The following is a 13,942-nucleotide window of genomic DNA, read 5'->3' as shown; positions in this document are numbered from 1 at the left end:
CGGCAAGCGTCAAAGCGGTCGCGGCCCATCCTTGGCAGGGCCGATCACCGGCACCCGCATCCATCACCCGTCCGGACGCGGGGAACAGACATCCGGTGGTTGCCCGCTCGGGGTGGGATCAGACGGCTCGATGCCCGGGTGAACCCGGCGGCCGCGGCACGGACCGGCCGCGAGGGCGCCAACTCCGAGGCCACAAAGGCTCCATGCGCGCCGTGACCGCGGTCTAGGTCGTAACCCGTGCCCCGTGTCGAGTCGTTCCTGGCGATCCCGACAGCGGTGCGCAACCGATCATCGGCGCACTCGTTGTGATCTTGGGTGCGCAGGGCGTGCGCCCCGGAGCACATTCGAGCGCCATGCGCTGGGCGAAGTGGGTTACTGGTTGTGAAGAGCATGCATACGGCCACGGGCGTTCCGTGGCACGTGTCCGCGTTCCGCGTCGAAACGGGCGAGTCGGAGGCGTCGGAGCTGGTCGGTCAGGTTCGTGAGCTGAGGGCGAGGATCCTCTTCGACCGCGGACGCCGGCCCGATTTCCGGACTCCCGGCGGCGGCTACGCCGACGATCAGGATCTGGATTTCGGGGCCTGGCACTTCGTCGGAAGGCGGGAGGCCGGCGGTTCGCCCTTGGGGTACGTGCGGCTCTCGACGCCGGAGACGGGCGGTCTCTTCCAGACCCGGGCGTACCTGGGCGTCGAGCGCTACGACGAGGTACTCAGGGAGAACGGTCTCGGCGCTGCGGAAACGTTCGAGCACAGTCGTCTGGTGGTGGAGCACCAGGCGCGCAGGCTGGGCCTGGGGATCCATCTCAACGCCTTCGCCATGGGCGCCGCGCGCTTCCTGGGAGCCAAGGCGATGATCGGGACCTCGGGCACCGCCGACGGGCAGGACCGGTTCCACGAGCGGTTCGGTTTCCGCGCCGTGCCCGGTACGCGCCGCTACGTCGAGCACTACACCGAGGACGTCGTGATCATGCTGTACCGGGCCGGCTCTTCGGCAGGCGAGTTCAGCGGGCTCGTCGAGCAATTGGAAGAATCCTTTCCCTCCGCAGTGGTCCCCGCACAGAATGCCGGGCTGAAGCCGGCGTCGCGGCCCGCCACGGCCCCGCAGAGCCTCGTACGCCTGTCCTCCCGGCTGTCCTCCACCCACCTCACGGCCTCCTCGGCCACCAGCGGCCGTCCTGGCTCCGGCACGTGTTGGCAGCCCGTGCTCTTCGATCCCCGGAACGAGCAGGACCGGACCGCCCTGCAGAGCCTGATCGACTCGGGTGAGGTCCGGGAAGTGATGGACACGATCGCGGAGCAGCTGACCGAGCTGGTCACCAGCCGTGAGCCCCGCCTGCGTTCGTCACCGGACGCGGTACGACGGGCCGTGGCCGAGCAGCTGGCCGGCGCCAGTGCGCAGGAGTACGGGACCTGGGTCTGGTACCCGTGGTCAGGACGCCTGGTGCACCTGCTGCCCCGCGAGGAGTTCCGCCTCGTGCGCACCGACCGCAACCGCGGGCGGATCGACCGTGCTCAGCAGCGCCGGCTGCTGGGACGCCGTGTGGGCATCATCGGTCTCTCGGTCGGCAGCAGCGCCGCCCTGACCTTCGCCATGGAAGGCATCGGCGGATCGTTCAAGCTGGCCGACTTCGACTCCCTCAGCGTCTCGAACCTCAACCGCCTGCGCGCAGGAGTCCACCACCTGGGACTGAACAAGTGCGTGCTGGCGGCCCGGCAGATGCTGGAGATCGACCCCTGGCTGGACATCGAGCTCTACCAGGACGGTCTGACCGACGACACGATGGAGGCGTTCTTCAGCGGCGGCACGGGCCCCATCGACCTCCTCGTCGAGGAGTGCGACACCCCCTACGTGAAGCTCGCCGCGCGCGAGCACGCCCGGGCTCTGGGCATCCCGGTCGTGATGGACGCGAACGACCGGGGCCTGCTGGACGTGGAGCGCTTCGACCTCGAACCGGACCGGCCCCTCCTGCACGGCCTCCTCGGCGAGGCGACCTCCGGCGACCTGAAGAACCTCACCCCCCAGGAGATGGTCGACGTCATCCTCACGATGGTCGACCGCGAGGGCATCAGCCCGGAGCTGACCGCTTCCATCGCAGAGATCGGCGTCACCCTCAGCAGCTGGCCGCAACTCGCCTCGGGAGTCGCGCTGGGCGGCGCCCTCACCGCCGACGCGGCGCGCCGCATCCTGCTGGGCCAGCCCCGCCCGTCGGGACGCTTCTACACCGACCTGGAAGTCCTCACCGCGGGCGCCCGCAGCACCGTCGCCTGACGCATGCCCCGACGCTCTGTGCGAGCGCGCACGCCCTGGCGACGTCACCCCGGCCAGAACACCACCCTCCACCCGGTCCACCGAGATGGGAAACCCACCATGTCCACACCCACCGACTTCCTGCAGCGGGTCACGGTCCTCGTCGCCGCCGTCGCCGATCGCCCCGTCGATGACATCACCGCCCAATCCCGGCTCGTCGAAGACCTCGACCTCGACTCGCTCCAGGTGGTGGAGATCGCGGTCCGGGCCGAGGAGGAGTTCGGCGCCCCCGTCGACGACTCGCGGCTGGCCGCCGAAGGCGTGACCGTGGCCCACTGCGCGCACGTGGTGCAGGAGGCGAACGCCCGGGAAATCCGCACGTGACCGGCCGGCCGTCCACCCCCTTCGGGATCCTGGGCCTCGGTGTCCACGTCCCGCAGCGGCGCATCGGCAACGCGGAGATCGCCGACCAGTACGGTGTGGCCCCCGAGTGGATCGAGCGGATGACGGGCGTGAGGCACCGGCAGTACGCGGAGCCGGGACAGGCCACGTCCGATCTCGCCGTCTCGGCCGGCGAGCGCGCCCTCGCCGATGCCGACCTCTCACCCCGGGACATCGACGTCGTCCTGGTGGCCACGAGCACACCCGATCAGCTCGCGGTCGCCACGGCCTGCCGGGTCCAGCACCGTCTGGGCGCCGACCGGGCCTGGGCCACCGACGTGGGCGGGGCCTGCGCGGGCTTCCTCTACGCCCTGAAGACGGCCCACGACATCCTCATGGCATCCCACCCCCACGGACACGCCCTGGTCATCGGAGCCGAGACGTTCTCCAAGTTCCAGAATCCCGTCGACCGGTCCACGGGAGTCCTGTTCGCGGACGGTGCGGGCGCCGTGGTGATCGGTCCTGCAGCCCCGGGACAGGGAATCCTGTGCAGCGCACTGGGAACCGACGGGGCCTTGGCCGACATCGTGGGGATCAAAGCCGGCGGCAGCGCACAGCCGACGACCGACCGCACCCTCTCCGAAGGCGGTCACTACCTCCACATGAACGGCAAGGCGGTTGCGGCCTACTTCCACGACGTCTTCCCCAGGATCGTCGACAGACTCCTCCAGCAGTCCGGTCTGCCCCTGAGCGAGATCGACCTCGTCATCCCGCATCAGGCCAATCCCCGCATGCTGCGGGCCCTGAGCGCCGAGCTGGGCATCTCCGACACACAACTCGTCGTCACCGCGGACACGTTCGGCAACACCGGTGCTGCCAGCATCCCCATGGCCCTGCACGTGGCACGCGACCAAGGACGCCTCCGCCCGCGAAGCACCGTCCTGCACGCCGCCGTCGGCGCGGGAATGAGCTGGGCCGGAACCATCCTGCGCTGGTCGTAACGTCCAGCGCAGGTGGTCCCGGAAGGGGCAGCGGGACGACCTCGAACCGAGCAGGGCCCGGCCGATACCCTCGGCCGGGCCCTTGATGCACCCGTCTTGACCGGGGCCTCGCGCGCCGAACTGGTCCTCGTGAGGCCGTCAGGCCGTCAGGCCGTCCGGCCCGTCGGGTGGAAGTTGATGCGTTCCCTGACGACGGGGTAGCCCGCCTTGTCGAAGTGGGCGGCCATGGGGAAGTTGCCCCGGTCGGTCGCCCCGCTCACGGACTGCGCGCCCTGTTCCGCGAGGAAGTGGGTGCACTCGGCGAGGAGGTCGTACGCGTAGCCGTGACCGCGCTGCTCCGGGACGACTCCGATGAAGCCGACGGTCGGGCCCGAGGTGTTGCGGGCCGGGATGTGGATGCCGGCCAGGTCGCCCTCGGGGGTGTGGGCGATCTGCCACCACTCCCGTGGGGAGGGGCACCAGTGGAAGAAGTCGAGTTCCTCCTGAGCGGCCCGGTCGACGCCGCCTTCCTCGGTGGCCCGGAGTGAGTGGGCGTCCAGGGTGACGGAGTGGATGCGGCGCAGCGCGTCGAAGAACACGCTGTCGTCGGGTTCGGTGCTGAAACGCAGGCGTCCGGGCCGCTCGGGCAGACCTCGCTCCGGGGTCCACAGGTACAAGAAGCGTTCCACCAGGAGTTCGTACCCGGCGGCTCGTGCGGCGGCGAAGCGCGTCTCGGCGGCGGCCCGCAGGGCGGGGTCGTCCCGCCAGCGGCCGGGCAGGTTGATCTCGAGTTCGACCCGCCGGGGAGCGGAACGCAGGAGTGCGGCTCCTGCCTCCTCCTCGCCCTCGGCCACGTCGAACCAGTTGATGTTGACGGGTTCGGAGTCCTGGGCGCCGCCCCACCACGCGCCGCGCGCGACGACCTGGCCGTCGCGCAGGGCCACGCGCTTCCAGTCGGGGCGGAACTGCGTGCGTCGATGGGCTTCACGGGCGCCCAGGGGGTCGGGGAGTGCGTCGAAGAGATGGGCGTCGCTCGCGGAGAGCGTACGGATGACCACGTCGGTCATGGATTCCTCCGGGATACAGGCTGCTGGAAGCGCTCCCGGTCAGAAATCGCGTACTACGCCGGGACGGTGGAAGGGGGAGCGCTGAAAGGTGTGGACTGCACGGCACTCGCCTCCTTCCGTTCGTCTCGGGCGTCGAGCCACACGGTACGTGACCTTCACGGGTCCATCCAGGGATTTAAGCGGGAACCGCACCCGGCGACGAGACGTCGGCCGGTCGGAGTACTCCGTGCGAGGGGGTCGCGGAGCCGTCGCCGCTCGCACGCATGATCTACAAGGACGGGTCGGCTTGACCGCGGAGCGAGGGGGTAACCGCCGGGTGATCGACTGCCGCCACGGTGTACCTGGAGTGTGACCACGATGACGGATGACGCCTACTTCTACCTGGCCGTGACCACGGAAGGCTGGCAAGGAACGTCGCTGGCCCTTGTCGGGGATCTGGAGTGCCTGAACACCGCCGCCGTGCAGGCCTGGTTCGCGGCGCTGGGAGTGAGCGCGGACTCTCCGGCCGTCCGCGTGGTGCCACCGGAAGAGACCGGGCTGATTCCCGAGGGTGCCCAGCGGCTCCCCGTGCCGCTGAGCGAGGAGGAGCTGGAACTGCTGCGCCGGGCCGGTGCCACCGACCGAGTGGCGGGAGTCGAGGAAGAACTCCTCGCCTTCCGCGAAGGGGAGGCCAACCGGGACGTGCTGCTGCGACGCGCACTCGCAGCCGGTGTTCCGGCCCACCGGATCATCGAACTCTCCGGAGTCGATCCGGCCACCTTGTCGTCGGCTTCCGAGGCATGAGCCCGAGGCCCGTGCGAGTGGGTGGCTCCGGTCTCAGCGGTGGGTGCGCAGGCCGCTCAGGATGAGGTCGGCGACGTGGTGGGCGTGTGCGCGGATGGTGGCGGGGGAGTCCGGCGGGTGGCCGAGACGGGTGCTCAGCGCCGGGCTGGCCCAGGGTGCGGTCCCACCTGAAGTGATCATGAAATAGACCGCCGGGAGGGGAACGTCCTTGAGGGTCCCCTCGGCCACGAGTTGGGCGTACAAGGGCGCGAAGCGGTTGATGGTGGGCTGGATGTGACGGGTCCACAGGTGGGTGACGCGCTCGGAGTCGTGTGTGGCCTCGGAGGTGACGAGGCGGAGCAGGTCCGGCTGGTGGGCCGCGGCCCGGACGAAGGCGACGATCATGTTGTGCAGGCGGTCGAGGGGGGAGCCCGTCGGATCCTCCGCACGGTCGAGAGCCTCGGTCAGGCTTGCGCAGGCGTCGTCGACGGCGGCCCTCCACAGGGCTTCTTTGGATCCGTACCGCTTGGTGAGCATGTTGTGGCTGACGTTGAGTTCCGCGTTCAGCGACCGCAGCGACACGCCCTCGAATCCGTGGCGGGAGAAGGCCGTCAGCGCGGCTCGAAGGACTTCACCTTCGGGGACCAGGCGCCGGGCCTTGAGGGCGCCTTCGGTGGGGGCGTGCTGCATGGGGCCAGGTTATCCGGCGTTCCGGGCCGCCGGGGGGCATGGGCCGGAGGCGAGAGTTCAGGAGGGGGAGTGGTGGGCCTCGAGGGACCGGATGTAGGCCCGGGTGACGGCGAGGTTCTCCGTGATGAGTGCGGCCTGGCGCGCCGGTCGGCTCCGCCAGCGGTGTCCGAGGCCGATCACGGGACGCATCGCGGCCAGGGCCGGCTGGACCTGACGTGCCGGAAGGGACTCGGCCGTCGAATCGGCATGGAACCGTACGACGAGCGCACGAAGAAGAGGCCGGCCCACGACGGCCGGAAGTCCCAACTCGGCATGCAGGGTCCTGGCCACGGCCTCGATCGTGTGCCGGGTGAGGACATCGGCCTCGGGGGCAGCCCGTAGGCGGCCCTGCGACGAGAGCTGACGATCCGCCTCGGCTGCCGCGGCCGGGCCGGTCAGGTGCTCCACCAGGGACGGCTCGATTCCCATCAGGTGCGCGATGTGCTGCCAGTAGCGGTACAGCCCTGCCAGTTCCGATCCGGTCCAGGTGTAGCCGAGCATGGCCTCGGCCCGGAACGAGGTGTGGGTGAAGGCCAACCACGTACGCAGGAGATCGGCCTGGTTGACGGGCGGTCCGTGCACCGCCGGGTCGTAGCCGCCCGCGAGGGCGGCCAGCCGGGCCCTGGCATGCACCAGACGCACGTGGGCGGTGGCGATGTAACCGGGCTTCCCCGGGTGCAGGGAGCCGGGCAGCAGCGCGGAGTTGACCCACAGCCCGGTCGTGTCCAGGCGGGCGCCGGCGGTGTCGACGAGGGACCCGGTGGCAGTCAGGGTCGCGGCGATGGAGGGGCAGCGGTAGACCTTGACCAACGATCCGGCCGACAGGGCGATCGCGTGAGCCCAGCCGGGGTGGGTGAACCAGGCCCGGGACCCGTGGTCGAGCACGTCCGGATCGAGGTGGGCGGGCCGGTGCTCCAGGTCGTGCAGGAACGCGGCCAAGGCCGGTGAGGGGCGCGTCAGGTCCCGTGCGCCGCGGGCCAGACCGCGCTGGAGGTCGATCCGGGTCTGCCGTCCCCCGTGCCGTAATTCGTCCACCAGCTCGTCCGCCAGTCGATCGGTCATCGCCGAGGCACGGTCCACCCAGCCGGCGGTCGAACCCTTCGAGTGAGCGCTCTCGGGCATGACGAACCCACCTCCAACAGGAGTTGACGACTGTCAACTCACGAGTGTGGGGCACCCTCGCCCAGCCGGGCAAGAGGCCGCATCACCTCGTTGCCGGATCGGCCGTACAGGACGGACCGGCGGATCGAGGCAGCGACATGTCAGGCCGGAACTGTCCGCTCCGCCATGATGTTTTGCCGAGGAGCGGGGCAGGGGCGGTACATGTCAGACGCACTTGCCCCCCTACTGGAACTCGTCCGACGGCACCGGGAGCCCGCCGTCGTCCAAGCCGTCCGCTCGACGGCCGCAGCCGTCGTCTCCTACGTCGTCGCGCTGCGCCTCAGCAGCGAACAGGCGCCGCTCACCGCGCCACTGACGGCGCTGCTCGTGGTCCAGGTGACCTTGTACTCGACGCTCACCACCGGAGTCCGGCGCGTCAACGCCGTCGTCGCCGGGGTCCTGATAGCGATCGGGTTCAGCGTCCTGGTCGGTCTGACCTGGTGGAGCCTGGGCCTGATCATCCTCGCCTCGCTCGTCGTGGGACGCCTCGTGCGCGCGGGCGAGTTCGTTTCCGAAGTCGCCATCAGCGCCATGCTCGTCCTCGGGGTCACCCAAGTCGCGGACACCGCCTGGGACCGGGTTCTGGAGACCCTGATCGGCGCGGCGGTGGGCCTCGGCTTCAACGTCCTGTTCGTGCCGCCCGTCTGGATCCGGCCCGCGAGCGACGCGATCACCGACCTCGCCGGCCGCATCGCAACGCTGCTCGTGCACATCGGCAGTGAGTCCGCGAATGCCACCACCGTCGAGCGGGCAGTGGCCCGGCTGCAGGAGGCCCGCCGGCTCGACAACGACATCTCCGCAGTCGACGCCGCCCTCCAGCAGGCCGAGGACAGCCTGCGGCTGAACCCCCGCGTGCGCGAAGGAGTCCTCTTCCGCCTCGTCCTGCGCACCGGCCTCGACACCCTGGAGATCTGCGCGGTGGTGTTGCGCGTGTCCTGCCGTACGCTCGCCGACCTCGCGAAGGCGCACGGCGACGAACCGCCCTTCCCTCCACCGGTGGCCGCCGCCCTGCGGAACCTGTACGAGCACACGGCCGCATGCGTCGAGTCCTTCGCACAACTGATCACGGCCCAGGTGACCTCCAACGCGGAGGAGGCCGAGAACAAGCTCATCGAAGAGCTCGAAACGGCCCGGACCTGCCGCGGTCGCCTCGCCGGACTCCTCCCCGAACAGATCGACCGCCATCCCGCCCAGTGGCAGCTCTACGGGGCGCTCCTCGCCGAGGCCGACCGAGTCCTCGAGGAACTGAGCGTGGAGAAGCGCTCCGAGCGCCTCCTGCACGAACTGGACCGACACGCCCACGACCGCCGTGCCCGCCACCCGCGGCTGGACGCACTCCGTGCCCGATTCCGTCGGCGGGAGTACGTCTCCGGTAGCGGCTCATGATCCGGCCCGTACGGGGAACACGGCCGTCATCAACCGAAAGGGGGCATGGACATGCTCGGCATCACCGCCGCAGTGCTGTTCTTCATCGCATTCCTGATCAACGCGGCCGACATCGCCACCAACGAGGTACTGACCTCGACCAACTTCATGCTGCTCGGTCTCGCCGCACTCGCCCTGCACATCGCCGGCATCGGCACGACCGGGTGGGCATCGCGCAGACGGGGCCGCAGGCGCTGAAGTACACCAAGATGACCGAAACCGTGGCACGCACCGCAGCCGATCTACGCCGCACGGGAGTCCGCGTCTGGACCGACAACCTCGCCGACCACGCCGCCGCCCTCACCTACTACGCCGTACTCACACTCCTGCCCGCGCTCGTGATGGCCGTCTCCCTCGTCGGGTTCCTGGGCGGCGCGTCGAGGGACCGGCTGATCACCCGGCTCACCTCGTACGCACCTCCCCAGTCGGCACAGGTCCTGCGCGACGCACTCGGCGGCCTGACGTCGGAACACGCCTCGATGTGGGCCCTGTTGATCAGCGGTGCACTGAGCGCCCTGTGGTCGGCGTGCAGCTACCTGGCGGTGTTCCGCCGCGCCCTGCACGCGATGCACCAGGTGCCGGACACCCGGCCCCCGCTGCGCGCCGCCCACATGCTGCTCGTCAACGCCGCATCGCTGCTCCTCCTGCTCGTCGCCGCCGCCGCGGTACTGGTGGTGTCGGGGCCGACGGCCCGATGGGCGGCGCACACCGCGGGCCTGCCCGGCGCCGAAGGCATCGCGCTCCTGCGCTGGCCCCTGCTGCTGGCGGTCGTCACCCTGCTGGTGCTGATGCTCTTCCGGAGCGGCCCCGCACAGAGCCGGGGCACCCGCCGGGGGCTGCCCGGCGGCATCCTGGCGGCCCTGCTCTGGCTCGCGGCCACGGGGCTCTTCACCGTGTACACGGAGCTCAACACGTACGGCCGGCTCTACGGTTCGCTGGCCGGCACCGTGGTCTTCGTCATCTGGCTCTGGCTGACGAACCTGGCCATGCTCGCCGGAGCCCAGTTCAACGCCGAACGCGACCGCGCCCCGGCGTCGCCGGTCACCTGCGCTGTTCTGCCGGTGGCGGAACAGCGGGGGACCGGGCTCGACGATCACTACCGTCCGGTCCCATGACGATGATCACGACACGTGCGGTCGAGTACCCGGCCGACGGTTTGACGATGATCGGGCACCTCGCGCTCCCGGCCGGCGTCGACCGCCGGCCCGCCGTGCTGCTCGGGCCCGAGGGCATGGGGCTCAGCGACGTCGAGCGCCGCCGGGCCGATGCCCTCGCCGAGCTGGGCTACGTAGCGCTGGCCTTCGACCTGCACGGCGGGCGCTACCTGGGCGACCCCGAGGAGATGCTGGCCCGCTGCCTGCCCCTGCTCGCCGATCCCGACCGGATGCGGGGCATCGGCCATGCGGCACTCGACGTGCTGCGCACCGAACCGCGGACCGACCCCGACCGCATCGCCGCCATCGGCTACGGCACCGGAGGCGCCATCGGACTGGAACTCGGGCGCGACGGCGTCAGCCTGCGCGCGATCGGGACGGTCAACGCAACCACCACGGGCCGCCCGGGCGAGGCGGCGCGCATCCGCTGCCCGGTGTGGGCCGGGGTCGGATCGGAAGACCCGATCATGCCGCCCGGGCAACGGGACGCGTTCACCGCCGAGATGCAGGCCGCGGGCCTCGACTGGCGCCTCACGGTCTACGGAGGCGCCTTGCACGCCTTCCACCATCCGACGGTCGATCACCCCACGGTCCCCGGCGTCGGCCACCACCCCCTGCACGCGCAGCGCGCCTGGCGCGACGTCGTCGACCTGCTCGCCGAATGCCTGCCCGTGACGGCGGACCTGGAGGCCTGACCCGGGCAAACAGCCCGGCGCCAACTTCGACCCCCGTGCATGCCAGATGCTCCATCCGAGCCGCGTCGTCCGCCGTACCCACGGCGCGAGCCGCCGGTGGTGCCGGTCAGATGACCGTGTCGGGCCTGCTCGAACGGGGCGGTACGGGGTCCTCCGAGGCGGTGGATCGTCGCGCCGGGGCGATGGTTCCGGGCCTGCCCCCTTCGGCGGCCGTGAGGTGCTCCAACGTACCGGTGACCCTCAGCATGCGGTCGAGCTGTTCGGGCCGGTCCTCGACGTACAGGAGCACACCGGCCGTGTCGGTGAGCCGTCGGACCATCAGCAGGGCCGACAGCCCGGACGAGTCGATCGCGGTGAGCCCCGCACAATGCAGATGGAGGGCGAGCATGCCGCTCCGCTCGGCCAGGAGGACGGTGACCTCCTGCGGAAGGGCGTCGGCACTGAGGTGGTCGAGGTCGCCCCGCAGCTCGATGCGCACGGTCCCGTCCGTGTCGACGCGTACGAGACCGAGGGGGGTCGAGGGCAGGCTGGTCATTCGGATGTCCCGGCGGCGGTGAGAGGGGTACTGGTCAAGCGGGCGGCGCCGGCTCTGAGGATGCCGGTGGCACGGGGGAAGTCCCCCAGCTCGTGGCCCAGGAACTCCAGCGTCGGGGCCAGCAGGTGGGCGGGCACGCCCCGCGCCGAGAGGATGCCGGCCGTCCAGTGCAGGAAGTCGCAGAACAGGGATTCGTCGTCCGTGTAGAGGGCCACGGCGAGGAACTCGACGATGTGCGAGAGGTCCTCGGCCGTGCGCTCGCGCTGGAATTCGCTGTACTCGCGCATCGCCGGACGGACGGCCTCCAGCTTCCTGAGGACCGCCCGTACGAGTTGGGGGCGCGAGCGGGTGACGAGCGTGTATTCCTGGTCGCTCAGGTGGGGGAGGTCGTCGATGGCCTGATGGTGTGGCCGGGGAGGCGGGAGCGGGCCGCGCGCCAGGGTGTCGGCCGCGGCCCTGGCGTCGCCGGCCCATGCGTCGGCCCCGAGCATGCGGGCGTACCGCCCGTCCGCCCCGAAGGCCGCTCCGCCGGCCAGGACGGGCGTACCGGCCGCCTGGCAGGCGGTGATGGTCGCGTGTGCGGTCGGCAGGCGGGTGGCGATCGAGCCGGACAGGGCCGCGGCGTCCGGCCCGGTGCGGTGGATGTGCGCGACCAGGTGCTGTGGCGGGACCTGCGCGCCGAGGTAGTCGACGGTCCAGCCCCGCAGCCGCAGCACCTCGGACAGGAGGCGGGCGGGCAGGGCGTGCCACTCGCCGTCCACGCACGCGACCACGATCCGCCCGCGGGACGGTTCGGTACGGGCCGCGGGGTGCTGTGCGACCACGGCCACGGCCCGCTCGCTGATGGCCGTGGCGGCGTGTTCCCTGGCGACCCCGATGCGGTTGGCGGCCCACTCGGCGCCGATGCGTCCCTGGACGGGGGCGATGGCGTCGAGCAGGACGCTCTCCGGGTCCAGCCCCTCGTCCAGAGCCCGGCGGACCGCTGTCGTCGCGGCGGGTTCGTCGCCGCGGAGGACGGCCTCCCACAGCCGATCCGTCAGGTGTGCGAGCGTCGGAGGCCGCGTCAGGTCCGTGATCATGCCGTGAACCTGCCCCGTGTGTGCCCGTTCACCGCGCTCAGGTGGTGCGTCCGCGGAGCGGAGATCACCACGACCGCCATGTCGTCGTGGCGACCGCTGCCCACCCATTGCGAGGCGAGCATCTGCACCCGTTCCACCACCGCTTCGGCGGGCATCCCCGCGCATTCCGTGAGGGCCCGGCGCAGCCGGGCCTCCCCGAACATGGATCCGCCCATCGGACCGCCGCGGGCCTCGGTGATCCCGTCGGTGTACAGGACGCAGGTCTCGCCCGGTGCGAGGGTCACCGCGGCCGTCTCGGTGGTGACGTCGGGGAGAGCGCCGATCAGGGTCCCCTGTGTGGGGGCCTCCTCGACGCGGCCGTCGGAGCGCAGGATCAGCGGAGCGGGGTGCCCGGCACTGGTCAGCCGTAGCCGCACGGTGCTTCCCTCGCGTGCCGCCGAGGCGAGCACCATCGTGGCGAAGCGGGTGTTGTCCGAGTTCAGGAGCGAGGTGTTCAGCAGGCTCAGTACGCGGTGGTGGTCCTCGGCGAGGGGCAGCAGTGCCTGCATCGTGTTGCGGATCTTCCCCGTCATCACGGCCGCTTCCAGGCCCTTCCCGCACACGTCACCGAGGACGACGAGCGAGGCCTCGCCCTCTGCCGCAGCGGGGTGGACGTCGTAGAAGTCCCCGCCGACCCGCTCGTGATCCTTCGAAGGGCGGTACCCGCCCGCGTACTCCACCCCGGAGACCTGGCGCAGTACGGGGGGCAGCAGCGCACGCATCAGGGTCTCGGTGATCGAGGACTGTTCCGCGTACAGCCGTGCGGCCGACATGGCCGCGCCCGCGCGGGCGGCGAAGAGCCGGGCGAAGACCTCCTCGCCCTCCGCGAACGTGTCGCTCTCGGTGCTCCGGAGCAGGACGAGGGCGCCGGCGGGCACCCCGTGGCCGGGCAGGGGAGTGATGACGATCGACCCGACCTCCCCGAACCCGTCGGGGATCAGCCAAGTGGGGGCGGACCTCGGATCGATCCAGCGGGAGGGCACGGGAGGGAAGCCCTGCAGTGCCTCGGCAAGCCCCGGCACCTGCTCCGGATCGGCGATCACGTGGGAGCGCGAGGGGGCCCCGCCGCGCAGACAGGCCACCACGGGCAGCTCACGCCCGCCGCCGGGGGCGATCACCAGCGCCGCGTCCGCGAGGTGTTCCGCGGCCATCTGCGCGGTGACGTCGGTGCAGCGCTCCAGATTGAGGGAGGACAGCAGCAGATTGGACGCCCGGGTCAGGAAGGCGGTGCGCTCCCGTTCCATCTGCAGGGCCTGGCGGACGAGCCGGTGGTCGGTGTCGTCGATCAGCCACCAGACGACCGTGCCGTCGCCGGGCACCGTGGAACGGGCCTCGTACGCACGGTCCCCCACCAGGCCCCGTACCACGCAGGGCCGGTCGCTCCGCGGCCGCTGAGGGGGAATGCAGGAAACCGCCTCTGCGTGCGCCGAGGACAGCCACACGGGCATGGCCTGCGCCACGGGCACACCGGGGCGGGCAAGGGGGAAGGCGAGGCCCGCCGCGTCGTTGACGTCCACGAGGGTCCCCTGGTCGTTCGCCACGAACACGGGGTAGGGGGCTTCACGCCACGGAATGCCCACCGCGGTCGGAGTCGATGCTGACTGGGCGAATTTCACCAAACGTCGAAGGCCCGCTACGCGAACCCCTCACCTCACCGTCTCGAAGGAAATGGTTGCCTCATGGCAACC

General features: G+C 71.0%; 14 protein-coding genes. 8 read left to right on the top strand and 6 right to left on the bottom strand.

Annotated elements, in window-relative coordinates; all coding sequences use genetic code 11:
- Positions 1–390: 390 nt before the first annotated feature.
- From ACZ60J_RS00765 to ACZ60J_RS00755, 3 genes are all read left to right on the top strand, one after another.
- A complete protein-coding gene (locus tag ACZ60J_RS00765) occupies positions 391–2,268 on the top strand; it encodes a ThiF family adenylyltransferase (RefSeq protein ID WP_469679075.1) in 1,878 nt (625 codons plus the stop codon).
- A 99-nt stretch (positions 2,269–2,367) separates the two neighbouring features.
- A complete protein-coding gene (locus ACZ60J_RS00760) occupies positions 2,368–2,631 on the top strand; it encodes an acyl carrier protein (RefSeq protein ID WP_469677707.1) in 264 nt (87 codons plus the stop codon).
- A complete protein-coding gene (locus tag ACZ60J_RS00755; protein ID WP_469677705.1) occupies positions 2,628–3,629 on the top strand; it encodes a 3-oxoacyl-ACP synthase III family protein in 1,002 nt (333 codons plus the stop codon). Before ACZ60J_RS00760 ends, ACZ60J_RS00755 begins: the two co-directional genes overlap by 4 nt.
- Before the next feature lie 146 nt (positions 3,630–3,775).
- Here ACZ60J_RS00755 and ACZ60J_RS00750 read toward each other — a convergent pair whose 3' ends face one another.
- A complete protein-coding gene (locus tag ACZ60J_RS00750) occupies positions 3,776–4,675 on the bottom strand; it encodes a GNAT family N-acetyltransferase (RefSeq protein WP_469677703.1) in 900 nt (299 codons plus the stop codon).
- Positions 4,676–5,032: 357 nt separating this feature from the next.
- Here ACZ60J_RS00750 and ACZ60J_RS00745 point away from each other — a divergent pair, with 357 nt between their 5' ends.
- Entirely contained in the window at positions 5,033–5,458 is a 426-nt protein-coding gene (locus ACZ60J_RS00745; RefSeq protein ID WP_469677701.1) for a DUF6003 family protein, read from the top strand.
- Positions 5,459–5,491: 33 nt separating this feature from the next.
- Here the strand turns inward: ACZ60J_RS00745 and ACZ60J_RS00740 are convergent, their stop codons facing one another.
- Both ACZ60J_RS00740 and ACZ60J_RS00735 read right to left on the bottom strand, forming a co-directional pair.
- On the bottom strand, positions 5,492–6,127 hold the full coding sequence (locus ACZ60J_RS00740) for a TetR/AcrR family transcriptional regulator (protein ID WP_469677699.1): 636 nt from the start codon (positions 6,125–6,127) through the stop codon (positions 5,492–5,494).
- Between the two features lie 57 nt (positions 6,128–6,184).
- Positions 6,185–7,288: an oxygenase MpaB family protein gene (locus ACZ60J_RS00735; RefSeq protein WP_469677697.1), complete on the bottom strand. Its 1,104-nt coding sequence runs from the start codon at positions 7,286–7,288 to the stop codon at positions 6,185–6,187.
- A 201-nt stretch (positions 7,289–7,489) separates the two neighbouring features.
- On the opposite strand from ACZ60J_RS00735, the gene ACZ60J_RS00730 reads away from it, so the two are divergent.
- From ACZ60J_RS00730 to ACZ60J_RS00715, 4 genes are read left to right on the top strand one after another with little or no spacing between them, the layout of a single operon-like run.
- A complete protein-coding gene (locus tag ACZ60J_RS00730; protein ID WP_469677695.1) occupies positions 7,490–8,713 on the top strand; it encodes an FUSC family protein in 1,224 nt (407 codons plus the stop codon).
- Between the two features lie 51 nt (positions 8,714–8,764).
- On the top strand, positions 8,765–8,950 hold the full coding sequence (locus ACZ60J_RS00725; protein WP_469679074.1) for a hypothetical protein: 186 nt from the start codon (positions 8,765–8,767) through the stop codon (positions 8,948–8,950).
- A gap of 23 nt (positions 8,951–8,973) precedes the next feature.
- A complete protein-coding gene (locus ACZ60J_RS00720; RefSeq protein ID WP_469677693.1) occupies positions 8,974–9,867 on the top strand; it encodes a YihY/virulence factor BrkB family protein in 894 nt (297 codons plus the stop codon).
- Complete coding sequence (locus tag ACZ60J_RS00715; RefSeq protein WP_469677691.1) at positions 9,864–10,601, top strand: dienelactone hydrolase family protein; 738 nt, start codon at positions 9,864–9,866, stop codon at positions 10,599–10,601. Before ACZ60J_RS00720 ends, ACZ60J_RS00715 begins: the two co-directional genes overlap by 4 nt.
- Positions 10,602–10,707: 106 nt before the next feature.
- On the opposite strand, the gene ACZ60J_RS00710 is transcribed toward ACZ60J_RS00715, so the two are convergent.
- From ACZ60J_RS00710 to ACZ60J_RS00700, 3 genes are read right to left on the bottom strand one after another with little or no spacing between them, the layout of a single operon-like run.
- Positions 10,708–11,136, bottom strand: coding sequence for an STAS domain-containing protein (locus tag ACZ60J_RS00710; protein ID WP_469677689.1), 429 nt, complete (start codon positions 11,134–11,136; stop codon positions 10,708–10,710).
- Positions 11,133–12,215, bottom strand: coding sequence for a cobalamin-dependent protein (locus ACZ60J_RS00705; RefSeq protein ID WP_469677687.1), 1,083 nt, complete (start codon positions 12,213–12,215; stop codon positions 11,133–11,135). Before ACZ60J_RS00705 ends, ACZ60J_RS00710 begins: the two co-directional genes overlap by 4 nt.
- On the bottom strand, positions 12,212–13,801 hold the full coding sequence (locus ACZ60J_RS00700) for a PP2C family protein-serine/threonine phosphatase (protein WP_469677685.1): 1,590 nt from the start codon (positions 13,799–13,801) through the stop codon (positions 12,212–12,214). The genes ACZ60J_RS00705 and ACZ60J_RS00700 overlap by 4 nt, the downstream gene beginning before the upstream one ends.
- Positions 13,802–13,942 lie beyond the last annotated feature (141 nt).

Source organism: Streptomyces sp. NPDC104226 (assembly GCF_055584085.1).
The sequence above is the reverse complement of the archived record's forward strand: the minus strand, read 5'-3'. Positions and strand labels throughout refer to the sequence as shown.